Annotated in this window: 19 protein-coding genes; 7 read left to right on the top strand and 12 right to left on the bottom strand. The window is 73.2% G+C overall.

Annotated elements, in window-relative coordinates:
* Positions 1-74: 74 nt before the first annotated feature.
* Together BAW75_RS11780 and BAW75_RS11775 are read right to left on the bottom strand one after the other, a co-directional pair.
* Complete coding sequence (locus BAW75_RS11780; protein ID WP_043325107.1) at positions 75-1,358, bottom strand: nucleotide sugar dehydrogenase; 1,284 nt, start codon at positions 1,356-1,358, stop codon at positions 75-77.
* A gap of 3 nt (positions 1,359-1,361) precedes the next feature.
* Positions 1,362-2,921 (bottom strand): glycosyltransferase, encoded by a 1,560-nt coding sequence (locus BAW75_RS11775; protein WP_104113594.1) that lies wholly within the window; start codon positions 2,919-2,921, stop codon positions 1,362-1,364.
* Between the two features lie 309 nt (positions 2,922-3,230).
* Between BAW75_RS11775 and BAW75_RS11770 the strand changes: the two genes are divergently transcribed.
* On the top strand, positions 3,231-4,397 hold the full coding sequence (locus BAW75_RS11770) for a hypothetical protein (protein ID WP_064447479.1): 1,167 nt from the start codon (positions 3,231-3,233) through the stop codon (positions 4,395-4,397).
* Positions 4,398-4,406: 9 nt separating this feature from the next.
* On the opposite strand, the gene BAW75_RS11765 is transcribed toward BAW75_RS11770, so the two are convergent.
* Both BAW75_RS11765 and BAW75_RS11760 read right to left on the bottom strand, forming a co-directional pair.
* A complete protein-coding gene (locus BAW75_RS11765; RefSeq protein ID WP_104113593.1) occupies positions 4,407-6,284 on the bottom strand; it encodes a DUF6311 domain-containing protein in 1,878 nt (625 codons plus the stop codon).
* Positions 6,285-6,295: 11 nt separating this feature from the next.
* Positions 6,296-7,756: a hypothetical protein gene (locus BAW75_RS11760; RefSeq protein ID WP_104113592.1), complete on the bottom strand. Its 1,461-nt coding sequence runs from the start codon at positions 7,754-7,756 to the stop codon at positions 6,296-6,298.
* Between the two features lie 176 nt (positions 7,757-7,932).
* Between BAW75_RS11760 and wecB the strand changes: the two genes are divergently transcribed.
* Positions 7,933-9,021, top strand: coding sequence for a non-hydrolyzing UDP-N-acetylglucosamine 2-epimerase (wecB, locus tag BAW75_RS11755; RefSeq protein ID WP_043325111.1), 1,089 nt, complete (start codon positions 7,933-7,935; stop codon positions 9,019-9,021).
* 75 nt (positions 9,022-9,096) lie between these two features.
* Here wecB and BAW75_RS11750 read toward each other — a convergent pair whose 3' ends face one another.
* From BAW75_RS11750 to BAW75_RS11735, 4 genes are read right to left on the bottom strand one after another with little or no spacing between them, the layout of a single operon-like run.
* Complete coding sequence (locus tag BAW75_RS11750; protein WP_064447476.1) at positions 9,097-9,702, bottom strand: hypothetical protein; 606 nt, start codon at positions 9,700-9,702, stop codon at positions 9,097-9,099.
* Positions 9,699-11,081, bottom strand: coding sequence for a glycosyltransferase (locus tag BAW75_RS11745; protein ID WP_030499733.1), 1,383 nt, complete (start codon positions 11,079-11,081; stop codon positions 9,699-9,701). The genes BAW75_RS11750 and BAW75_RS11745 overlap by 4 nt, the downstream gene beginning before the upstream one ends.
* Positions 11,078-11,641 (bottom strand): hypothetical protein, encoded by a 564-nt coding sequence (locus tag BAW75_RS11740; RefSeq protein WP_051611092.1) that lies wholly within the window; start codon positions 11,639-11,641, stop codon positions 11,078-11,080. Before BAW75_RS11740 ends, BAW75_RS11745 begins: the two co-directional genes overlap by 4 nt.
* 28 nt (positions 11,642-11,669) lie before the next feature.
* Positions 11,670-12,884 carry a glycosyltransferase gene (locus BAW75_RS11735; RefSeq protein ID WP_244206087.1) on the bottom strand — a complete coding sequence of 405 codons (1,215 nt, stop codon included), beginning with the start codon at positions 12,882-12,884 and terminating at the stop codon, positions 11,670-11,672.
* Between the two features lie 119 nt (positions 12,885-13,003).
* Here BAW75_RS11735 and BAW75_RS11730 point away from each other — a divergent pair, with 119 nt between their 5' ends.
* Positions 13,004-14,650, top strand: coding sequence for a glycosyltransferase (locus BAW75_RS11730; RefSeq protein WP_104113591.1), 1,647 nt, complete (start codon positions 13,004-13,006; stop codon positions 14,648-14,650).
* Positions 14,651-14,691: 41 nt separating this feature from the next.
* Here the strand turns inward: BAW75_RS11730 and BAW75_RS11725 are convergent, their stop codons facing one another.
* The 3 genes from BAW75_RS11725 to BAW75_RS11715 all read right to left on the bottom strand — a co-directional run bounded on the left by BAW75_RS11725 (position 14,692) and on the right by BAW75_RS11715 (position 17,681).
* Positions 14,692-15,735: a Gfo/Idh/MocA family protein gene (locus tag BAW75_RS11725; protein ID WP_043325113.1), complete on the bottom strand. Its 1,044-nt coding sequence runs from the start codon at positions 15,733-15,735 to the stop codon at positions 14,692-14,694.
* A gap of 56 nt (positions 15,736-15,791) precedes the next feature.
* Positions 15,792-16,898, bottom strand: a complete 1,107-nt coding sequence (locus BAW75_RS11720; protein ID WP_104113590.1) for a DegT/DnrJ/EryC1/StrS family aminotransferase — start codon at positions 16,896-16,898, stop codon at positions 15,792-15,794.
* 150 nt (positions 16,899-17,048) lie between these two features.
* On the bottom strand, positions 17,049-17,681 hold the full coding sequence (locus tag BAW75_RS11715) for a TetR/AcrR family transcriptional regulator (protein ID WP_043325115.1): 633 nt from the start codon (positions 17,679-17,681) through the stop codon (positions 17,049-17,051).
* A 154-nt stretch (positions 17,682-17,835) separates the two neighbouring features.
* Here BAW75_RS11715 and BAW75_RS11710 point away from each other — a divergent pair, with 154 nt between their 5' ends.
* The 4 genes from BAW75_RS11710 to BAW75_RS11695 all read left to right on the top strand — a co-directional run bounded on the left by BAW75_RS11710 (position 17,836) and on the right by BAW75_RS11695 (position 22,831).
* Positions 17,836-18,738: an ABC transporter permease gene (locus tag BAW75_RS11710; protein WP_043325116.1), complete on the top strand. Its 903-nt coding sequence runs from the start codon at positions 17,836-17,838 to the stop codon at positions 18,736-18,738.
* Positions 18,731-19,531: an ABC transporter ATP-binding protein gene (locus BAW75_RS11705; protein ID WP_030499725.1), complete on the top strand. Its 801-nt coding sequence runs from the start codon at positions 18,731-18,733 to the stop codon at positions 19,529-19,531. The genes BAW75_RS11710 and BAW75_RS11705 overlap by 8 nt, the downstream gene beginning before the upstream one ends.
* Before the next feature lie 104 nt (positions 19,532-19,635).
* Positions 19,636-21,135 (top strand): bifunctional cytidylyltransferase/SDR family oxidoreductase, encoded by a 1,500-nt coding sequence (locus BAW75_RS11700; RefSeq protein WP_043325117.1) that lies wholly within the window; start codon positions 19,636-19,638, stop codon positions 21,133-21,135.
* 19 nt (positions 21,136-21,154) lie between these two features.
* The gene (locus tag BAW75_RS11695) at positions 21,155-22,831 is read left to right on the top strand and encodes a CDP-glycerol glycerophosphotransferase family protein (RefSeq protein WP_104113589.1); all 1,677 of its coding nucleotides are present in this window, start codon (positions 21,155-21,157) and stop codon (positions 22,829-22,831) included.
* 8 nt (positions 22,832-22,839) lie between these two features.
* On the opposite strand, the gene BAW75_RS11690 is transcribed toward BAW75_RS11695, so the two are convergent.
* The gene (locus BAW75_RS11690) at positions 22,840-23,586 is read right to left on the bottom strand and encodes an alpha/beta fold hydrolase (RefSeq protein ID WP_104113588.1); all 747 of its coding nucleotides are present in this window, start codon (positions 23,584-23,586) and stop codon (positions 22,840-22,842) included.
* Between the last annotated feature and the right edge of the window lie 49 nt (positions 23,587-23,635).

Below are 23,635 nucleotides of genomic sequence, written 5' to 3'. Positions count from 1 at the left end.
GCCGATCGGCTGGTGGCGACACGCGACGGGCCCCGGCCGTGATCACGGCCGGGGCCCGGTACGCGCGTGTGCGGTCAGCCTCCGATGACCACCCGGCGCACGCCGGTCCAGCGCTCCGGGTCGGTGACCCGCCGGCCGTCCACGAGCACCGTCACGCCGGGCAGGTCGGCCGGGGACAGCGTGCGGTACTCCGCGTGGTCGGCCTGGATCACCGCGGCGCCGAGCGGCTCGCCGTCGTAGCCGGGCAGGCCGTGCGCGGCCAGCTCCTCGTTGCTGTACATCGGGTCCGACACGTACGGCACCGCGCCCCGGCGGCGCAGCGCCTCGACGGTCGGGAAGACGCCGGAGAAGGCGGTCTCCTTGACGCCACCGCGGTAGGCGGCGCCGAGCACCAGCACGCCGACCCCGGTCAGGTCGCCGTACGCGGCGGCGAGCAGGTCGACCGCGTACTCCGGCATGGCCGCGTTGGCCTCGCGGGCCGAGCGCACCACGGTGGCGGCCGGGTCGTTCCACAGGTACATCCGCGGGTAGATCGGGATGCAGTGGCCGCCGACCGCGATGCCCGGCGAGTGGATGTGGCTGTACGGCTGCGTGTTGCACGCCTCGATGACCTTGGTGACGTCCACGCCCACGGTGTCGGCGAAGCGGGCGAACTGGTTCGCCAGGCCGATGTTCACGTCCCGGTAGGTCGTCTCGGCGAGCTTGGCCAGCTCGGACGCCTCGGCCGAGCCGAGATCCCACACGCCGTTGGGGCGGTCCAGGTCGGGCCGCTCGTCGAAGTCGAGCACCGCCTCGTAGAACCGGACGCCGTGCGCGGCCGACGTCTCGTCGATGCCGCCGACCAGCTTCGGGTAGCGGCGCAGGTCGGCGAAGACCCGGCCGGTGAGCACCCGCTCGGGGCTGAACACGAGGTGGAAGTCGGTGCCGGCGGTGAGGCCGGACCCCTCGGCGAGCATCGGCGCCCAGCGGTTGCGGGTGGTGCCGACCGGCAGCGTGGTCTCGTAGCTGACCAGCGTGCCCGGCTTCAGCCCACGGGCGATGGCCCGGGTGGCGTCGTCCATCCAGCCGAAGTCCGGCACGCCCTCGGCGTCCACGAACAGCGGCACGACCACGACGACCGCCTCCGACTCGGCGACCGCGGCGGCGGTGTCGGTGGTGGCCGACAGCAGGCCGGCGGCGACCGTCTCCTTCAGCTTGACGTCCAGGTCGGCCTCGCCCGGGAAGGGCACCGCACCGTCGTTCACCAGCTGGACGACCCGCTCGGAGACGTCGGCCCCGATCACCCGGTGCCCCTTGGACGCGAACTGCACGGCCAGCGGCAGACCGATCTTGCCGAGCGCGACGACGCAGATGTTCATGAACTACTTTCCTCCTCGGGGGAGCCGGCGCCGAAGACGGGCCGCGACCCGGCGAAGCGTCACCGGCCAGACGGTGAACGCCAAGTGACCTTTGTGGTTGTTGTTGATCGTGACCAGATGCAGTCGGGTGCCGTCGCGGTACACCACCCGGTGGATCAGCGGCGGCCGGAACCCCCGCACCGGGACGGCGGCGCTGTCCGCCACCCGGACCCGGACCGCCCGGGTCGTTCCCGCCGGACCGAGGTCGGCGGCCAGATCCGGGAGCCGGAACGTGGCCTCCACAGTCGTGCCCATCGGGTCGGCCGGCAGCAGCCGCGCCGCGGCCTCCGCCTCACCCACCCGCACGGACATGTCCCCGCCGACCAGGTCGGCGAGATCCGGCCGGGGACTGCGGGCGAGGATCTGCACCCGCCGGTCACCGTCGGGCCCGGTCACCGAGCGTACCGAAACCGCGGTCAGCGCGGCGAGCCACCGGCTCGCCGCCGGCTCCAACTCGTACCATTCGTCACTCAGGCCACCCGCCTCACCGAAGCCCGGGAACGCGGCGAACCAGCGCTGGTCGCGGACCACCGTCGAGGGCAGGCCGTCGGCGGCGGTCAGCCGGATGATCGCCACCAGGTCCTCCGGCCGGCCGTACGCCGCAGTGCCGACGAGTACGCGGGTGGCCGCGTCGAGCCGGTCGCGGATGCCGTCGGTGAGGTACTCCCGGACCAGCTTGCCGACCCGCGACCGGACCTGCTCCCGGGTCTCGGCGTCGAGCTTGAGGTAGTCGGGGCGGAACAGCTTCGCGATCTCCCAGGCGAAGTGGCGCCGCAGCACCGCGTCGCGCCGCTGCCCCGGCTCCACCATGTCGGCCACGAACCGGACGATGCGCTCCACGCACTCCAGCCGGGCGAGATGGTCGCTGCGGTAGGTGATGTTCGTGGAGTTGAGGCGCTTGACCGCGAAGTAGTAGTCGTAGTCGGCGAGCACCGAGATGCGGGCCGCCCGCAGGCACGCCTCCAACGTGAACGGCTGGTCGCTGCCGACCGCCATGTCCTCGGGGAAGCGCAGGTGGTGACGCTCGATCAGGTCCCGCCGGAACAGCTTCGTGTTCGACAGCGAGAACGGCAGCGGCGAGTCGAACAGGTCGATGTCGGACCGGGTCCGGTCGTAGATCTCCTGGTGCACGTAGCGCTTGTTCACGCCGACCATGCGGCCGAGCACCACGTCCGAGCCCCACCGGTCGGCCGCCGACACCAGCCGCACCCGCGCCTCGCGGCCCAGGTGGTCGTCGGCCCCGATGAAGAACACGTACCGGCCGGTGGCCAGGTCCAGCGCCCGGTTGCTGGGGGCGGCCGGCCCGCCGGAGTTGGGCTGGTGCACCACCGTCAGGACCGAGGGGTACGCCGCCGCGAACCGCTCCAGCTCCGCGCCGCTGCCGTCGGTGGAGCCGTCGTCGACCGCGACGATCTGCAGCCGGTCGTGCCCGATCGTCTGGTTGACGAGCGACTCGAGGCAGGTGGTGAGGTCCGGCATGGTGTTGTACACCGCGACGACGACCGTGACGTCCGGTCGGCTCACCGCCCGGCCGCCGTCCGGGCCGAGGTGTCGATCGTGACGGCGCCCCGTGCCGCGGCTGCCGCCCCCAGGTCCGCCGCAGAGATCGCCCCGTCAGAACCCATGCCCGTCCGTCTCCGTGTCAACCACTGTCGCACGTGCGACCCGAGCGAGTGTACGACAAGCGCGGCGCGGGAGGCCGATGCCCGGCCGTGCCGGGAAGCCGGTGTAGCCGTTGCTACCCTGCACCCGGCTCCGGGGCAGCGCTCCCGCCGGTCGCCGACGCCCCGGACGCTGACGCCGGGGGCGAAGATCACTCGGACAGGACCACGCATGACCGCACCGACGCGCGGCCAACAGCCGCCCGCGGAGACGGTTTCCCAGCACCGGGCCTCCTTCGGGCACCGGCTGGCGACCGCCTTCCGCAACGCCCTGCCCGCGCTCGTCGGCTACGTCGCCGTGCGAGCGGTGGGGCTGGTCACGCTCTGGCTCTGGGCCCGCGCCACCGGGGCCCGGCCGGCCGCGCTGCTCACCGGGTCCGACGGCGTGTGGTACCTGCGGATCGCGCGCGACGGCTACGACGGCTACGCCCGGGTCCAGAGCGACATGGCCTTCTTCCCGCTCTATCCCCGCCTGGTCGGGGCGCTGGAGCCGTTGACCCCGCTCGGCGCGCGCGCCACCGCGCTGGCGGTCGCCGCGGTTGCCGCGCTCGCCGCCGCCTGGGGTCTGTTCGCGGTCGGCGAGCGGCTGTACGACCGCCGCGTCGGCATCCTGCTCGCCGTGCTCTGGGGCGTGCTGCCGCACAGCATCGTGCAGAACATGAGCTACAGCGAGGGGATCTTCACCGCGTTCGCCGCCTGGTCCCTGTACGCGCTGCTGCGCCGCTCGTGGCTGCTCGCCGCCGTGCTCAGCCTGTGCGCCGGACTGACCCGGCCGACCGGCTCCGCGTTGCTCGCCGTGGTCTGTCTCGCGGCGCTGATCGCGGCGTTGCGCCGCCGCGACGGCTGGCGCCCGTGGGCCGCGCTGGTGATCGCGCCGGCCGGCTGGGTCGGGTACCTGGCCTGGGTGGGCTGGCAGACCGGGCGGCCGGACGGCTGGTTCCACATCCAGGACGCCGGCTGGGGCACCACCTTCGACTTCGGCGCCGACACGGTCCGGGTGGCGCAGCGCGTGCTGGCGCAGCCCACGGCGCTGACCATGTACGTGGTGACGCTCGTGGTGCTGATCGCGCTGGCGCTGTTCGTGCTCAGCGCCCTCGACCGGCAGCCCTGGCAGCTCCTGCTCTACAGCGGCCTGATCCTGCTCACCACGCTCGGCGCGGCCGGCTACTACCACGCGAAGGCGCGCTTCCTGCTGCCCGCGTTCCCGCTCCTGCTGCCGGTCGCCGTCGCGCTGGCCCGGGCCGGCTGGGCCCGGGCCGTCACCGTGCTGGCCCCGCTGCTGATCGTCTCCGCCTACTTCGGCGGCTACGTCCTGATCATCTGGAACCGGTCGCCGTAGGCGCGCCGCTCAGTTGCTGAACGGCCGCACGTCCCAGAGCCACACGTCGTCGACCTGGCGGCCCGGCCCGTACAGGGCGTCGAGCACCACGCGCAGGTCTTCCTGCCGGCGGTGCTTGGGCAGCGCCACCGCGTCCGCCCGCCAGTAGCGGGCGTCGGCGCGGGCCTGGGCGACCTCGGCCGGCGTCACGTCGGTGCCGCGCTTGCCCTCCGCGACCAGCGTGAGCAGCTTCGCCGTCGGCTGCGGCTCGACGCCCCACCGCCCGGTCGGGTCCTCCTTGGACGTGGGGGCGAGGAAGTAGCCCTGCGGGACCGCGAACTCGGCCAGCGCCGCCGAGCCCCAGTAGACCGAGGTCATGTTCGCCACCGGCACCGGCACCAGGGTGCGGCCGGGGGCCACGTGGTCACGCCAGGTGCCGGCGGTGACGAAGTCCGGCACCGCGGGACGGCCCTGGGCCGGCAGCGGGGTGGGCAGGAGCGGCACCAGCGCGGCAGCCACCGCGACGACAGCGATCCGGGCCGGCAGCCGGTCCCCGTCACGCGCGAGACTCGCCATCCGGTCCAGGGCCAGCGCCAGCAGGACACCCACGGCCATGGTGGTGATGAACCCGAAGCGAGCCACCACCACGGCGTCGAAGACCGGAAGGTGCTGCAGCAACGCGAACGGCGCCGGGATCGTGGTCCGCTCGGTGCCCCAGGTCCAGGTGGTGCCCATCGACAGCAGCGCGCACACCACGGCGACCAGGGTCAGCACCCGGACGGTGACCTCCTTGCGCAGCCACCACGCGGCGGCGACCGCCACCACCACCAGCGACCAGCCGAAGAAGCTGACCTGCTCGGTGGTGTTCGGGCCCCACCCGCCGGCGCTGGTCGGGCTGCCGGCGATCGACTCGGTCGCGTAGCGCACGTAGGAGCCGAGCTTCAGGGCGTAGACGTCGGGGCCGCCGGGGTGCCCCATCCGGTGCTGCGGCCCGAAGAACTGCATCCACAGCGGGTACGCGGTGACGACAGCGACCAGCGCGCCGGCCACCCCCAGCCCGCCCAGCAGCCGGGGGGCGCGCCGCAACGCGACCTTCGGCGCCAGCGCGAGATGGGCCAGCGCGGCGAGCAGGCAGCCGAGCGCGAGCAGGAAGAGGATCTCCACGCTGATGAAGAACTGTGCCGCGATCAGCGCGCCGAGCACCAGCCCGTCCCGCAGCACCCGGCCGCCCCGGGCCAGCACCAGCACCCGCCAGCCGATCAGCGGCACCAGCCACTGCGCGGTCATGTGCGGGTGCCCGTTGCTGTGCGACACCAGCGCCGGCGCGAACGCGCAGAACAGGCCGCCGACGAACGCGGCGGCACGGGACCGCACCACGTGCCGGGACAGCACGTGGTACCAGGCGTAGCCGGTGCCGACCAGGTTGAGCGTCATCAGCAGCACGTACGCCGTCGGGGCGCCGAACAGCAGCGTCACCGGCGACAGCAGGATCCCGGGCAGCTGCATGCCGACGTTGGTCATCAGGTTCACGCCGTCGGGGGCGTTCTGCGCGGTGGTGAAGAACGGGTTCTCCAGGTGCCGGACCGCGTGCGCCGCGTACGCCAGCATCCACTCGTTGAATCCCTGGTCGTCCGGGCGGCTGCCGAGCAGGCGTCCGTCCGGGTTGCGCCACCCGCGGGCGGTCACCAGGAGCGCCCAGGCCAGGTAGACCGCCGCGACGACGCCGTCCCACCGGCTCCACCGCCGGACCGGCCGCTCGCCGGTCCCGTCGCCGGCCTCGGTGCGGCCGCCGTCGTCCGTCCCGGTCTCCGCCGGCTCCGGCGCCCGGCGGACCTCCGTGTCGCCGGGCGAGGTGTCTCCGGGAGTGGCCGCAGCGGGGTCGGTGGGACGGGTGTCCGGAACGGTCATGAGGCAGGAGTTTACGGCTGCGCGGCGTCGTCGCCCGGCACCCCCCGGGCCGCCCGCCCGGCGCGTCTCCACGGCCTGGTCAGCGCCGCGTCGAGCGCCGCCACGGCCAGCACCACCAGGCTGATCCGCAGGTAGATCGCCTCCTGGATGCCGAACCGGCTGTACTCCCCGGCGGACAGCATGAGGCTGGCGAGCACACTGACCAGGCTCACCACCACACCGAGCACGCCGGCCAGGACGAGCCACGGTCGCCGGCGGACCGCGCCGGTGAGCACGCACGCCAGCACTGTCGCCACGACGGCGCCGGCGAGCAGAGGAAGCACCAGGTCGCGGCGCGGGTACCAGACCCTCTCGACCGCGTCCGGCAGCATCGACACCGGGCGGCCGTACGTGTGCAACTCGGTGCTGCCCAGCGCCATCGGCAGGATCCGGCCGACCATGATCTCGCGGTAGTGATCCGGCTCGGCCATCGCGTACCGGAAGCCGATTGCCATCTCGTGCTCCTCGGCCCACCGCTGCAGTTCGGGGCAGTTCGCGTACGCCTCGGAGAACTTGCGGACGTTCCACCGCCGGACCAGGCTCGGGTCCTCGATCGCCACGCACCGCGGCATGCCGAGCTCGCGGTGGTAGACCTGCCGAATCTCCGGGTCGCGCTGCACCTCGACCATCAGCCGGTAGAGGAACGTCTCGTCGGTCTGCGAGCGGCCCGACGCGCTCCACCTGGCGAACGTCTCGTCGGTGGGACCGAGCAGCGCCGCGTTCCAGCCCAGCCCGGCGCCGATCGCGACCAGCGCCACCACCGCCGCCCAGCGGTGCGGGCGGCTGCGCCACGCCAGCACCGCCAGCACCGCCGGCACCAGCGCGATGAACAGCAGCATGTCCTGCCGGACGAACATCCACCACACGGTCACCACGACCGTGGCGGCGAGCAGCGGCCACGAGCGCCGGCGCACCCAGAGCACCAGCAGGCCGAACGCGAGCAGGCCGAGGCTGATGGAGAGCGACTCGGCGGTCAGCGTGTGGTCCCACACGTAGACCGCGCGGGTCAGCGCCAGCACGAACAGCGCGACCCCGGCGCAGACCCGGGCGGTCGTGCCGCGCAGCATCGTCCAGAGCGCCAGCACGAGCACCACCCACGCCGCGGTGCTGATCAGGGCCTGCGTCCACGCGCGGGCCGGATCGCTGCCGGCGAGCGTGTAGAGCAGCGGCGTGCCCCACAGTCGCGGCGCGTGCCCGGTGAAGGAGAGCGTCGCGGTCGGGTTCGGCCCGTCGAGCAGCCCGGCGTACGACCGGGTGTCGAAGGTGCGGAACGCCTCGGCCCGCGCGGCGATACTCAGCCGCGCGGCGACGAACGCGACGACCAGACCCGCGAGCACGAGCTGCGCGGGGCGCGGCCGGGGACGCGGCCGCCGGGCGGCGGGCGGCTCAGCCGGCTCCTGCGGGCGCTCTTGAACGACCGACGACTCGACCATGACGGGATTTCCTCGCGCTCGTGCCGGCCTTGTCGGCGTCCAGAAGCGGAATGCCCCGATGTTAGCCTGGATCGCCCGCGTGGGGGTTCCCCTCACCGGCCGGCGCAGCCGGTTCCGCGGGGCGCCCACGGACGCCGCCCCGGTCGGACGGACAGTCAATCGGAGGGATCACCCACATGAAGGTCGTCAGCATCGTTGGCGCCCGGCCCCAGCTGGTCAAACTCGCACCGATCGCCGCGGCGTTCGCCGCCACGGAGCACGAGCACGTCATCGTGCACACCGGGCAGCACTACGACGCCGACCTCTCCGACGTCTTCTTCTCCGGGCTCGGCATCCCCGACCCGGACGTGCACCTGGGCATCGGTTCCGGCAGCCACGGCGTGCAGACCGGCAAGACGCTGGCCGCCCTCGACCCGGTGCTCGCGGCCGAACGACCCGACTGGGTGCTGGTGTACGGCGACACCAACTCCACGCTGGCCGGCGCGCTGTCCGCGGTGAAGATGCACCTGCCGGTGGCCCACCTGGAGGCGGGGCTGCGTTCGTTCAACCGCCGGATGCCGGAGGAGCACAACCGCGTCCTCACCGACCACTGCGCCGACCTGCTGCTGGCGCCCACCGAGGAGGCGGTGCGCCACCTGTCCGCCGAGGGCCTGGCCGCCCGTTCCGTGCTGGTCGGCGACGTGATGGTCGACGTGTGCCTGCGGGTCCGTGACGCCGTGCTGGCCGGTGACCAGCCGCGTCCCGAGCTGCCGGCCGGCATCGACCCGGACGCCCCGTACCTGCTGGCCACGCTGCACCGGGCGGAGAACACCGACGACCCGGAGCGGCTGGCTGCGCTGGTGGGCGCGCTCGCCGAGCTGCCGGTGCCGGTCGCCCTGCTGGCGCACCCGCGCCTGCTGGCCCGCGCCGAGGAGCACGGCATCAAGCTGGGTGGCGGCGCGCTGCACGTGGGCCGGCCGCTGCCGTACGGCGGCATGGTGGCCGCGGTGCTCGGCTCCGTCGGTGTGGTGACCGACTCGGGCGGCCTGCAGAAGGAGGCGTACCTGCTGGACCGGCCCTGCACCACGCTGCGCCCGGAGACGGAGTGGGTGGAGACCCTCGCGGACGACTGGAACCGGCTGGTTCCGGACCCGTCCGCGCTGGGCGCCGACGGCTGGGTGCGGACCGCCACCCGGCCCCGGCCGGCCGCCGCGCGCGGCAACCCGTACGGTGACGGCCGCGCGGCCGAGAACGTGGTCCGGGTGCTCGCCGAGCACGCCCGCTGAAATCGGACCGGCCCGCCGGGCGCCGTCGCGATCGACGGTGCCGGCGGGCCGCTTCACGTGGTGCGGCAGGCGGCGTCAGGCCGCCGCGGTGAGCTGCGCCAACGGGGGCGGGTCGAGCGAGGTGGTGGCGACCACGTTCGGGAAGCGGCGGGCCAGCCGCCAGCCGAGCGTGATGGACAGCGCGTCGGAGGCCACGATCAGGTCGACCGGGTCGCGCTCCAGGTCCAGTTCGGACAGCCGCTTGTCGGCCAGCCTGGACAGCACCAGCGGGCGCACGTTCGAGTACGCCTTCATGAACACTCGCTTGTGGAACGCCCGGCTCAGGCGCTCCTGCCGCCGGCTGAGGCCGCTCGCCGTGCCGCCGCCGGCCAGCCGGCTCAGCCCGCGGGCCACCCGCCGGGGTCCGCTGGTGACCACGATCCGTTCGGTACGCAGCAGCGGATGCCGCTTCTCGGCGGCGCCGAGGGTGAACAGCCGCACGTTGGGCCGGCCGGCCAGGTCCGCCCAGTTGGTGTCGCTGAGGACCACCACGTCCAGCCGGGCGCCCTCGTCGAGGAGCCGCTCGGCCAGCGCCACGACCTTCTCGTGCGGTTTGTGGTTGAACGCCAGCAGCAGCGCCCGCGGCGTGCGGGACGCGCCCGCGGTGGGCGGCTGGTTGCCGGCTGCGTCGTCGAACGTCACGATGCGATCCTTCCCGCCTCGATCTTGCGCCTGACCATCGAGCGCAGCCTGGCCTCCAGCGGCGCCGTGACCGCCTGCCGGGTGAACGTGTCGGCGTGCGCACGCGCCTCGGCACGCTGCTTCGCCGACATGTCCCGGGCCGCCTTGCCGGCGGCGATCATCGACTCGGCGATGTCGTGCACGTCGAGGCTCTCCGGGTTGAACCAGAGGGGATAGCCGGCCAGCACGTCCTGCGCGGCGATGCCGGGCGCGTGCACCGAGACGATCGGGCTGCCGCTCGCCATGTACTCGAAGATCTTCCCGGAGGTGACGTACCGCGCGCCGCCGGCCAGGAAGACCAGCACGTCGCTGTCCTGGTAGACCTTGCCGACCTCGGTCTTGGAGACCGGGCCCCGGTAGTGGATGCCGTACTCGGGCAGCGCGTGCCCCTGCTCGCCCTCGACCAGGCCGAGCCGCGCGATGAGGTCGGTCTTGCCCTGCTTGAAGTAGCCGAGGTGACCGTGGATGTTCAGCTCCGCGTCGGCCAGGTCGGGATGCCGCCGGGCGATCTGGAACGCCTCGGCCATCTGCTCCACCGGCTGGGTGCTGTTCATGGTGCCGAGGAAGGAGAAGCGCAGCGGGCGGTCGCGGTCCGACTCGGACGGCGGCGTGGGCGCGTCGAGCTGGGTCAGCAGATCCGGGTCCCAGCCGTTGGGGACCACCATCATCCGGTCCGCGGCGTTCGGGTAGCGGTCGGCGTACCAGGCCAGCAGCGGCTGGTTGACGAAGATCGAGGCGGAGGCGTCGCGCAGGATCCGGCGCTCCCAGCGCCAGGCGGGGTGGCCCGGCTCGTACCCCGGCTCCTCGGTGAACATGTTGAGCGTCCAGGCGTCGCGGTAGTCGACGGCGAACGGCACGCCGGTGGCCTTGTGGATCATCCAGGCGGCGGCGAACGAGGCGAACGGGTTGCCGGTGGCGAGCACCACGTCGAAGCGCCGCCGGGCGTGCATCCGCAGCGCCTTGCGCACCGACGCCAGCGCCCAGGACAGGTAGTGCTCGGGGAAGAACTTCTTCAACCCGAAGTTGTAGAGGTTGCGGGCCAGGATCGGCGACATGCCCCGGAACCGGCCGTAGGCGTGCAGGTCACGTTCCCAGGCGAAGTGGCTGATGTTGGGCCGCTCCACCTGGACCGACGGGTGCACGGTCTCGGCCAGCTGCTCGTCGACCGAGCCGATCACGCGGTGCAGGAACGACAGCGGCGACGCGAAGGCGGTCACGTCCCAGCCGTGCTCGGCCAGGTAGTTCGCGGTGGCCCGGGCCCGGTACACGCCGCTGGCCCGCGACGGCGGAAAGTAGAAGGACAGGTACAGGATGCGCGGTCGGCGCGTCGGGCGCGTCATGGATTGTCCCCCTGGGCGGAATCCGGGTCGGGTCGGTTCTGGCCATCGGTCGCCACTCCAGAGTAGTCGTAACTGAAGCAGACTCTCGGGCTCGCGTGACCGCGTCGGCGCTCCAGCAGGCGCACCGCGTACGGCATCGCCACCGGATCGGTGACGACGAGCACATCCACCGTGGGACGCGCGCAGGCCCGGGCGAGAAGCCGGTCACGCTGGTCGCCGCGCATCCGCACGAACGCCCGGTGCGCCGGGTCGGCGAGGCGCCGCTGGAACGCGCGCTCGGCCCGCTTCGACACCTTCCGCAGCGGACCGCGGCCGATGGTCCGCAGCAGTTTGCGGGGCGCCTTGTACAGCGCCGCCTGTTCGACCCGGTCGGCCGGCAGCCGACGTTGCAGGGCGGCCAGGTCGATCACCCGCACGCCGGTGGCGAACGTCTCACGACTCCAGGGGCCCATCTTGTCGACCACCACGGTGGCGGCGCCCCCGTCGGCGATCACCTGGCGGGACTCCTCCACGACCGCGCGCCGCCGGACCGACCCGACGGACAGGAAAAGGACGTGCATCTCACTCCATCAGCTGCGGCGCCCGGCGTCAGACCGCCGGGTCGGCCTCGTCGGAGAACCACAGGCGGCGGTGCGTCTCGGCGACGGCGGCGTAGCCGTACCGGTCGGCGAGCGCCTTACGGGCGTGGGCCGGTTCGAGGTCGTCGGGGAACCGGGACCGCAGCCGCCGGTATCCGGCGACGATCGTCTCCGGGTCGTCTGTCACGTCGATCATCTGACCGGCGGCGTCCTCGATGCCGGCCAGCGTCCGCTCCGGACCGCCGCAGCGGGTGACCAGGACGGGCAGCCCGGCCGCGATGGCCTCGATGACCGCCACCCCGAACGTCTCGCGGCGGCTCGGGTGCACCAGCAGGTCGTGCTCCCGCATCAGCTCCAGCGCCCGCTCGGGCGGGACGGCCCCGGTGAACGTGACCGCGTCGGCCACCCCGAGCTCGGCCGCCCGGGCGGTCAGGCTCGCCAGCAGCGCGCCCTCCCCCACCAGCGTCAGCGTCAGTGCCGGGTCGTCCTGCCGGCACCGCGCGAACGCCTCCAGCAGCAGCGGTACGCCCTTGAGCTCGGAGAGCGCGCCGACGAACAGCCACCGGCGCAGCGCGGTGATCGGCGTCGGACGGGGCCGGTCGAAGGAGATCGGGTTGGCGATCGCGCCGATCCGGTCCGCGTGGTGCGGGAACGCCTCGACCAGCGGGGCCCGGACGCCCTCGCCCACGGCGAGGAAACCGGCGCACCGGTCGAGCACCTCGTCGTACATCTCCCGGCCGCGGGCGGTCTCGAGCACCTTGTCCAGGAAGCTGGCGTGCTCGGTCACGTAGACCCGGGTGTCCGGGCCGGCGTTGCGGATCGCCGCCCAGCCGCTGGGCAGCCCGACGTGGGCGTGCACGACCGGTGCGGTGAGCGGACGGCCGCCGAGGGCCGCGCGCAGCGCCTCGTCGTGCCGGTCGGTCCTGGCCGCGTGCCCCAGCCCGCGGGGCACCGGCACCGGGACGTAGACCAGGTCGGCGCCGCCGACGGTCGGGGTGCGGTGCCGGGCGTGGCCGAGCAGGACGCGGTGGGCGTCCTTGACCCGGCGCTCAGCCGCCGGATCGAGGGCGGCCACCCAGGCGTCGCAGTGATAGACGGTCATCCGGTCGGAAACCGGTGCGGTCGCGTCGACCATCGCCTGGACGAACGAGCCGCGGAAGGGCAGTTCGCGGGTCGGGAACCAGGGCGTGAGGACGACGACGTCCCGTGCTGAAGTTGCCGGCACCCGAACCTTCCTCGCCGCAAGTAGGGACCGCGCCACGTTAACATGCACGAACCGCGCTCGCCGACCACGCGGGTCGGCGTTGCGGCGCCAGCCTCCGCGATCGGAAGGACCCAGCCCAGATGGGCAGCAAGCTCGCAGCCGGCGTGCTCCGTCGCGTCACCGCTCCCCGGGTGGTGCGTCACCGCGCGGCGGCCCGTCTGATCCACGGCCTGGCGGCCGCGCCGCTGCTGCCGGCCGGCGCGCGGTCGTCGCTGGCCCGCCGCCTGCGCGCCGGCATGGTCCGGGCCGGCTGGCCGGCGGCGGAGTCCCGGGCCGCGCTGGTCGCGGTGGCCGGTGGCGTGGGCCCGGCCGCCCGTGCCGACCTGCTCGCGCAGGAGGCCGCCGACGAGATCGCCGAGGGACGCACCCCGGCCCACCTGACTGCCGCCGTCGAGGCCGACCTGGCCGAGGCGGACCGGGCGTACGCCCGGGGTGACGGCGAGGCGGCGGCCCGGCGGCTGCACCGGGTGCTGCACACCCAGTTCCACCGGGTGATCCACTTCGACCAGCTCGACTCGCCGCTGGCGGACGATCCGGCGGCGTTCCTCGCGCCGCTGCACGGCAGCGCCGTGGGTCGGGCGCTGCTGACGCCGCGCGGCCGCCGGCAGCCGGCCGCGCCGCCGCCGACGGACCGGCCGCAACGGGTGCTGCTGCTGCTCAACGGAAGCGCGCACTTCGTGCAGGCGATCCGGGAGCGCTACGCCGCCCACCCCGATGTGGAGCTGCGTTACGTGCGGCTGGACGACGACCCCGTGGCCGGGCCGCTGATCCGGCAGTCCAGGCGCATGACCGCCGAGGCGCTGCTGCGCGACACCGAGTACGGCAGGCAGGTCGAGGCCTGGCTGCGCCCGCACCTGGACTGGGCCGACACGGTGTTCGTCGACTGGGCCGCGGCGACCGCTGTGATGGTCGGCCTGGTCGACCCCGGCGACACCCGGGTGGTGGTCCGGCTGCACAGCTACGAGGCGTTCGGCAGGTGGCCGAACCTGATCGACTTCAGCCGGGTGGACGACGTCGTCTTCGTCTCCGAGCACCTGCGTGACTTCACGCTCCGGGTGGCGCCCGGGCTCACCGGCGCGCACGCGCCGCGTACCCACGTGTTGTGCAACGCGATGGACCTGGCGCCGTTCGCGCGGCCGAAGGACTCCGCGGCCCGGTTCACGCTCGGCCTGGTGGGCACCAGCGCGGTCGCCAAGGACCCGCGGTGGGCGATCGAGGTGCTGCGGCTGCTGCGCGCCGCCGACGAGCGGTACCGCCTGCTGCTGGTCGGCGGGAGCATCGACACCGGGATGAGCCGGGCGGCGCGCGACTACGCGGCGGCGCTGGAGACGGATCTGGCCGAGCTGGCGCCCTCCGGCGCGGTGACCCGGCTCGGCCACACCGACGACGTGCCGGGTGTGCTGACCGGCATCGGCGTGGTGCTCAGCAGCTCGGTGCGGGAGAGCTTCCACTGTGCCGTGGTGGAGGGCGCCGCGAGCGGCGCGGTGCCGGTGGTGCGGGACTGGCCGTTCTTCGCCGATGGGGAACACGGCGCGCGTACCGTCTTCCCGGCCGACTGGGTGGTCGCGACGCCGGCCGAGGCCGCCGCCCGCGTCCGTGCGGTCACCGCGGACGAGCAGGTCTGGCGGGCCGCCGGCGAGGCCGCGGCCAAGCACGCCTCGGCCACCTGGGACTGGTCGGTGAACGCACCGGGCTTCGACCGTCTGCTGGGGATCGACGGGAGGTGACCGGGCCGGCCGGGCGGCGGCGACGCCCGGCCGGGCCGGTGTCAGGCCGGTGTCGGCTGCAGGCCGCGCCCGTCCCGGTCGGCGGCGGCCGGGCCCACGGCCACGGTACGGCCGTCGGACGCGGATTCCAGCAGGGCGGCGGCGACCTGGACGGTACGCAGGCCCTGCCGCAGGGTGACGATGTCGCTCTGCTTGCCCTCCACCGCGTCGCGGAACCGCTCGTGCTCGACCAGCAGCGGCTCCCGCTTCGGGATGGCGTAACGGACCATGTCACCCTCGGCCACGCCGCGGAACGCGCGCAGCGCCTCCCACTCGGTGTCGATGGCGGCGTTGGCGTAGAAGGTGAGGTCGGCGGTGAGCGTGTCGGCCACGAAGCAGCCCTTGTCGCCGGTGACGACGGTGGACCGCTCCTTGAGCGGGCTCAGCCAGTTGACCAGGTGGTTGACCATGGTGCCGTCGGCGAGCTGGCCGACGACGGCGACCATGTCCTCGTGCAGCCGGCCGCTGCGCGAGACCGTGCGGGCGGAGACCGAGGTGTACTCCTGGCCGGTCACCCACGCGGTGAGGTCGATGTCGTGGGTGGCCAGGTCCATCACCACGCCGACGTCGGCGATCCGGTGCGGGAACGGGCCCTGGCGCCGGGTGACGACCTGGAACACCTCGCCCAGCTCCCCGGCCTCCAGGCGGGTGCGCAGGCTCTGCAGCGCCGGGTTGTAGCGCTCGATGTGGCCGACGCCGGCGACCAGGCCGGCGGCCTCGAACGCCTCGACCAGCCGGGTCGCCGCGTCGACGGACTGCGCGAGGGGCTTCTCGATCAGCGCGCAGACGCCGTTGGCGGCCAGCTCCATGCCGATCGGCTCGTGCAGCGCCGTCGGGCAGGCCACCACCGCGTAGTCGACGCCGAGGGCGAGCAGGTCGCTCAGCTCGGGTACGACGGGCGCGCGCAGCGTCCCGGTCACGTCGCCGGCCGGGTCGACCACGCCGACCAGCTCGACGCCGTCGAGGTTGGACAGCACCCGGGCGTGGTTGCGCCCCATGGCGCCGAGGCCGATCAGACCGGCGCGCAGCTTGCGACCTTCACTCACTGAGCCCTCCTTCGTTCGCGACTGCGGGGCTCGCAAACCCGGCTCACTCCTCGCGCTCACCGGGCACCGCCGGCCAGGTTCGCGCCCTCGGCGATCCGCTCCAGGTCGGCCTGGCTCAGCGACGGGTGCACCGGCAGCGAGACGACCTCGGCGGCGGCCCGCTCGGTCTCCGGCAGGTCCCACGCGCCCGGCTTGCCGTCCACGAGGTACGGCTTGAGCCGGTGGATCGGGGTCGGGTAGTAGACCGCGTTGCCGATGCCCAGCTCGGTGAGGCGGGCCTGGGCGGCGTCCCGGTTGCCGGTGACGCGCACGGTGTACTGGTGGTAGACGTGCCGGGCGCCGTCGGCGACCGGCGGGGTGACCATGCCGGTGATCGCCGAGTCGAGGAACTTGGCGTTGGCGCGGCGCTGCTCGGTCCACTCGCCGAGCTGGGTGAGCTGCACCCGGCCGATGGCGGCGGCCACGTCCGTCATCCGCATGTTGGCGCCGACGATCTCGTTGGCGTACCGCTGCTCCATGCCCTGGTTGCGCAGCAGCCGCAGGGTACGGGCCAGCTCGGCGTCGGCGGTGCTGATCATGCCGCCCTCCAGGGCGTGCATGTTCTTCGTCGGGTAGAAGCTGAAGCAGCCGGCGGTGCCGAACGCGCCGACCGGGGTGCCGTTCAGCTCGGCGCCGTGCGCCTGCGCGGCGTCCTCGACCACGGCGAGTCCGTGCTGCTGCGCGATCGCCATGATCCGGTCCATCGCGGCCGGGTGGCCGTAGAGGTGTACCGGCATGATCGCGACGGTCTTCGGCGTGACGGCGGCGGCGACCGCCTCCGGGTCGACGCAGAAGCTGCCCGGCTCGATGTCCACGAAGACCGGCTCGGCGCCGACCAGCCGCACCGCGTTGGCGCTCGCGGCGAAGGAGAACGAGGGCACGATGATCTCGTCGCCCGGGCCGAAGCCGAGCGCCATCAGCGTCAGCTGCAGCGCGGAGGTGCCGGAGTTGACGGCGACGCAGTGCCGGCCGCCGACCAGGTCGCCGAACTCCTCCTCGAACGCCGCGACCTCGGGGCCCTGCACGACCCGGCCGCTCCGCAGCACCCGGACGGCCGCCTCGATCTCGGCCTCGCCGATGATCGGCCGTGCGGGGGGAATGAACTCTGGATGCGGCCCGGCCATGGGGCTTCCTCCTGTCGACACGTGGTTCATGGGAGACATTTCGGGGGATGCTACCGCTCTGTCAGGAAAACAATCGGGTCGCGCTGATTGTCCGACTGAATGTGACGTTCTGTTCATGATCGACGACGGCCCTCCGGGGAGCGACCCGGGTCAGACTTCCACCTCGTCGCGCACAGGCCCCACGCATGCTACCCGCAGGGCGGCGACGATCGCGGCCGCCATCCGGGGCACCTCGGCGGGCTCCAGCGGGGCCCGGGAGATCGCCATCCGCCAGTACACCGGCCCCACGATGAGATCGACGGCGGCGCGCCGGTCGGTGTCCGGGGACAGCTCGCCGCGCTCGACCGCCCGGCCGATCAGGATCCGCCCCACCGCCTGCTGGTAGTCGTCCAGGGCGGCCTGCAGCTTCTCCGCGATCTGCGGGTTGCGGGCCGCCTCGGCCAGCAGGTCCGGGATGATCTGCGCGGCCAGCCGGTGACGCAGCGCACGCGCCATCACGTGCAGCAGGATCTCCAGGTCACCGAGCAGGCTGCCGGTGTCCAGCAGCGGGATGTTGCGGCCCGCCACGGCGGAGACCATGTCCAGCACCAGGTCGAGCTTGGACCGCCAGCGGCGGTAGATGGCGGTCTTGCTCACACCGGCCCGGCGGGCCACCGCCTCGATGGAGAGGCGACCGTAGCCGACCTCGGCCAACTCCTGCATCACGGCGGTACGGATGGCGCTGGTGATCTCCCCGCGCAGCACCGCCGCGCCGGCCGGGGCACGCCTCTTCTCGGTCGTCACGTGGAACAATGTAGCGCAACGACGGTACGGTTGCGTCCCGACGTTCGGTGGACTACCTTCCATGCAGCAGCGAGGCGGCTCCTCCCCGCCGGGCCACGCTGGATCTGTTCACCGCACTGCTCCCCATCAGCACGAAAGATCGGAGCGCCTGATCATGGCCAACACCGCGGTGGCCGACCCCGAATCCGGACTGAGCCGGGCCGAACTGGCCCGGCGGTACGGGTTGCGGGTCGCCGGGGAACGACCACCACTGGGCGAGTACACCCGCCGGTTGTGGGCGTACCGGCACTTCATGACCGCGTACTCGCGGGCGAAGGTCGCGTCCTCGCTGAGCAACACCCAGCTCGGGCAGCTCTGGCAGGTGCTGACACCGCTCACCAACGCGGCGGTCTACTTCCTGATCTTCGGCGTGATCCTGTCGCAGAACCGGAACGTGTCGAACTTCATCGCGTACCTGTGCACCGGCGTGTTCATCTTCATGTTCACCCAGACCGCGGTGTCGAACGGCACCAGCGCGATCACCGGCAACCTGGGCCTGATCCGGGCGCTCCAGTTCCCCCGGGCCGCGCTGCCGATCACGGTCACGCTGGTGCAGCTCCAGCAGCTGCTCATGTCGATGGTCGTGCTGGGCGCGATCGTGCTGTTCACCGGCGAGCCGGTGACCTGGCGCTGGCTGCTGCTCGCCCCGACGCTGCTGCTTCAGACGGTCTTCAACATCGGCCTCACCATGATCATGGCCCGGATCGGCTCCAAGATCACCGACCTCAAGCAGATCATGCCGTTCGTGATGCGCACCTGGCTGTACGCCTCCGGCGTGCTCTACCCGGTGGCGCTGTTCCGCCAGCACCTGCCGCACTGGGCCGCGAGCCTCCTGGAGTGGAACCCGCCGCTGGTCTTCATCGAGCTGGCCCGCTTCTCGCTGCTCAACTCCCACCAGCCCGATCTGGTCAGCTCGCCGCCGAAGCTCTGGGCGCTGGGCCTGTTCTGGGCGGTCGTCATGGGCATCGGCGGGTTCGTCTACTTCTGGCGCGGAGAGAAGGAGTACGGCCGTGGCTGAGCAGACCCTGCCGCTGAACGCCGGTCCCGTGATCGACTCGGGTCGCGTGCCCACAGTCGTGGTGGACGACGTGCACGTGATCTACCGGATCCACAAGGGCGCGAGCGGCGGCACCACACCGGTCTCCGCGCTCAAGCGGATCGTCTCGCGCACCAAGGCGCCGAACATCCGCGAGGTGCACGCGGTCAAGGGCGTGAGCTTCACCGCGTACCAGGGTGAGGCGATCGGCCTGATCGGCAGCAACGGCTCCGGCAAGTCGACGCTGCTGCGGGCCATCGCCGGGCTGCTCCCGCCGGCCCGCGGCGCGGTCTACACCCAGGGCCAGCCGTCCCTGCTGGGCGTCAACGCCGCGCTGCTCAACGACCTGTCCGGCGAGCGCAACGTGGTGCTCGGCTGCCTCGCCATGGGCATGCAACCGGACCAGGTCAAGAAGATCGCCCCGGAGATCATCGAGTTCTCCGGCATCAACGAGCGCGGCGACTTCGCCTCGCTGCCGATGCGCACGTACTCCTCCGGCATGGGCGCCCGGCTGCGCTTCGCCATCTCGTCGGCGAAGAAGCACGACGTGCTGCTCATCGACGAGGCGCTGGCCACCGGTGACCGCAAGTTCCGGGTCCGCAGCGAACAGCGGGTCCGCGAGCTGCGCGACAGCGCCGGCACCGTGTTCCTGGTCAGCCACTCCATCGGCTCGATCCGGGACACCTGCGAGCGGACCATCTGGCTGGAGGGCGGCGTCCTGAGGATGGACGGCCCCACCAAGGAGGTCTGCGACGCGTACGAGGGCCAGAAGTAGCCCGCCGGAGCGCACCGGTCCCGGGATCGCCCGGATCGGTGCGCTCCGCCGTCCGCGTTAAGGTTTTCGGATCCATCCCCTTTCACCCAGAGTGAGGTACGGCAATGACGCAGGACCACACCACCGCACCGGACGCCGCGCCGGCGAGCCCGGCACCCTGGCGACCCGCGCGTACGGTGGCCGTGATCCTCGCCGGGGGGACCGGCACGCGCCTCGGGCTGGGCATCCCGAAGCAGCTCCTCAAGATCGCCGGTAAGCCGATCATCGAGCACACCCTGGCCGTCTTCGAGGCCGCGCCGGAGATCGACGAGATCATCGTGCTGATGGCCACCGGCCACGTCGACGACGCGCGGCGCATCGTCGCCGACGCCGGCTTCCGCAAGGTCACCAAGGTGATCGAGGGCGGCGAGACCCGCAACGACACCACCCGGATCGCGCTCGACGCGGTCGGCGAGGGCGACGTCAACATCCTCTTCCACGACGCGGTCCGCCCGCTGGTCAGCGCCCGGATCGTGCGCGAGTGCGTGAACGCGCTCTGGACGTACTCGGCCGTCGACGTGGCCATCCCGTCCGCCGACACGATCATCCAGGTCGACGCGGACGACTGCATCACCGACATCCCGGTCCGCTCCCGGCTGCGCCGCGGCCAGACCCCGCAGGCGTTCCGCTCCGGCACCATCCGCGAGGCGTACCGCCGTGCCGAGGGCGACCCCGACTTCGCCGCCACCGACGACTGCGGCGTGGTGCTGCGCTACCTGCCCGGCACGCCGATCAAGGTGATCGACGGCTCGGACGAGAACATCAAGGTCACCCACCCGGTCGACGTGCACCTGGCCGACAAGCTGTTCCAGCTCGCCGCCGCCCAGGCGCCCCGGCTGACCCACCGCGGCTACGCCGAGGAGCTGACCGGCCGGACCATCGTGGTCTTCGGCGGCAGCTACGGCATCGGCCACGACCTCGCCGAGCTGGCCCGCGGCTACGGCGCGCAGGTCTTCCCGTTCAGCCGCTCCACCACCGGCACCCACGTCGAGCGCGCCGAGGACGTCACCGCCGCGCTGAAGACCGCGTTCGAGGCCACCGGCCGGATCGACCACGTGGTGGTCACCGCCGGCATCCTGGAGAAGGGCGCGCTCGCCGAGATGGACTCCGAGACGATGGACCGTCTCCTGCACGTCAACTTCGTCGGCCCGGTCACCATCGCGCGCCAGTCGCTGCCGTACCTGCAGCAGACCAAGGGCCAGCTGCTGCTCTACACGTCCAGCTCGTACACCCGGGGCCGGGCCCGCTACGCGCTCTACTCGGCCACCAAGGCCGCGCTGGTCAATCTCACCCAGGCGCTCGCCGACGAGTGGGCCGAGTTCGGCGTACGGGTCAACTGCGTCAACCCGGAGCGCACCGCCACCCCGATGCGGACGCGGGCGTTCGGCGAGGAGCCGGAGCACACGCTGCTCTCCTCCGAGGCGGTCGCGCAGGCGTCCCTGGACGTGCTGATCTCCGAACTGACCGGCCAGGTGGTCGACGTGCGCCGGTCCCCCGGCGAGCAGGTCGCCGCCGTACCGGCGCAGCCCGGCGCCGACCGGTCCGAGCTGTCCACCGGCGCCTGAGACCGACGGGACGTGCCAGATGCGTGGTGACCTGGTCCGCAAGCTGCTCGCCCGAGTACTGACCACCGGGCTGGCGGTGCTGGCCTTCCTGGTCGTGGCGCTCACCGGCGCCACCGGCTGGGGCCTGGCCCTGGCCGTCGCGGCGCTCGCCGCCACCGCCTGGGAACGCCGGGTCCGGCCGTCCGCCGACGGTCTCGCCGAGACGGTGCTCGTCGCCGCCGGCATCCTCGTCGGCTACGCCCGGCGCCTCGACGACGGCTTCGACCCGGCCCTCGCGGCCACCGCGCTGGTCCTGCTCGGCCTGGTGCTGCTGGTCGGCCCGCTGCGGCAGGCCGGCGCGCTGGAGATCCGGGCGGCGAACCTTCCGGTACGCACGTGGACGCCGCTGGTCGCCGCCCGGCTCGGTGACGCGCTGCTGGTGCTGCTCGCCGTGGTGGCGCTCGCCGCCGCGCTGGCCCTGCCCGCCTTCACGGCGCTCGCCGCCGCGCTGCTCGTCGGCGCCGGCTGCGGGGCGGTCGCGCTCGACCTCGCCCGGCGCCGGTTCCGGCCGCCCGCCGGCGGGGGCCCGGTCGGCCATGCCCTGCGCCGCCACCAGCCCGAGTTCGTGCTGCACTTCTCCGCGCCGCCCGGCTCCGAGTACCAGGTCACCATGTGGCTGCCGTACCTGGAACGGATCGGCCGCCCGTTCATGGTGGTGCTGCGCGAGCCGGAGCTCCTGCCGGCCGTCGCCGCCGCCACCCGCGCCCCGGTGGTCCTCTGCCCCACCCTGAAGGCGCTCGACGAGGCGCTGGTGCCCAGCCTGCGCGTCGCGTTCTACGTCAACCACGGCGCGAAGAACGCCCACCTGATCCGGTTCAACCAGCTCACCCACGTGCAGCTGCACCACGGCGACAGCGACAAGGCCCCGAGCGCCAACCCGGTCTCGGCCATCTTCGACAAGATCTTCGTGGCCGGGCAGGCCGCGATCGACAGGTACGCCCGCGCCGGCGTGGAGATCCCCGCCGACAAGTTCGTCGTGGTCGGCCGGCCCCAGGTCGAAGCCATCGAGGTACGCCGGGAGCCGGCCGCCGCCTCGGCGCACCCGACGGTCCTCTACACCCCGACCTGGACCGGGCACCACGCCGACGCCAACTACTGCTCGCTGCCGGTGGCCGAGACGCTGATCCGCCGGCTGATCGACCGCGGGGCGGCGGTGATCCTGCGCGCCCACCCGTACACCGACAAGAACCCGGCCTCGGCCCGCCAGCTCGCCCGGCTCACCGAGCTGCTCGCCGCCGACCGGGCCAAGACCGGCCGCCCGCACCTGTTCGGCGCCGCCGCGGCCCGCGAGCTGACGCTCACCGAGTGCGTCAACCGCGCCGACGCGCTGGTCTCCGACGTCTCCGGCGTCATCTCCGACTGGCTCTACTCCGGCAAGCCGTACGCGGTCACCGACACCGGCGCCGACGGCGAGCACTTCGTCGAGCGGTTCCCGCTCGCGGCGTCCGGCTATGTGCTGCGGCGCGACATGTCCAACGTGGACCAGGTGATCACCGACCTGCTCGACGCCGACCCGAAGGCCGCGCAGCGCTGGGCGGCGCGCACCCGCTACCTGGGCGACTTCCCCGCCGACGCCTACGCCGAGGCGTTCCTCGCCGCCGCCCGCCGCGAGCTGGAGGCCGACTGGGCGGTCCCGGCGCAGCGCGCCGTCGTGTAGGCCCCGCTCTACAGGTACGCGTCGAGCAGGGCGAGCACGGCGGCCGGGTCCTCGACGTGCGCGTTGTGGCCCAGGCCGGGCAGGGTGGCCACCGGCACGCCCAGCTCCTTGAGCTGCGCGTCGCTCACCATCGGGTCCTGCTCGCCGCGGGCCAGCAGCACCGGCACGCCGGTCGCGGCCAGCAGGGCGGGCAGCCGAGGCTCGCCGACCGCGAACGCGGCCGGGTCCATCGCCAGCCGCCAGCGGCCGTCGACCCGCCGCAGCCCCGCCTCCACCACCGGGTGGTCCGGGGCGAACAGCCCGGCCAGCCCCGAGACGCGCAGGTAGCGGCGGGCCGCCTCGTCCCGGGTGGCGAACCAGGTGACCGGCCGGGCGGCCAGCTCGCTCGCCTTCGCCAGCTCGGCCGGGGACCAGACCGCCTTGATGCCGAGCCCCACCACCGCGTCCACCGGAAGAGCCCGCTGCCGGGCCGCGAGCGCCAGCGCCACCACCCCGCCGAGCGAGTGCCCGAGCAGCACCAGCCGGTCGTGCGGGCCCAGCCGGAGCGGACCGAGCCCGTCCGCGACGCGCTGGGCCAGGGCGTCGAACGAGTAGCCGTCGAGCGGCGGCGACCAGCCGTGGCCGGCCAGGTCGGGGGCGAGCCAGCGCCCGGGCCAGCGGCGCTCCAGCAGCGGCGCCCAGGGCGGCCACACCTCGCCGGTGGCGCCCATGCCGTGCAGGAGAATCAGGTGCCGGTTCCCCGTCGCATCGCCCATTGGCGCAGTCTGCCACCGCCCGCCCCGGACACGCGAGACCGAACCCGCC

Origin of the sequence: Micromonospora chalcea, from assembly GCF_002926165.1 — a bacterium.
In the GTDB taxonomy this organism is placed as follows: Bacteria; Actinomycetota; Actinomycetes; order Mycobacteriales; family Micromonosporaceae; genus Micromonospora; species Micromonospora chalcea.
The sequence above is the reverse complement of the archived record's forward strand: the minus strand, read 5'-3'. Positions and strand labels throughout refer to the sequence as shown.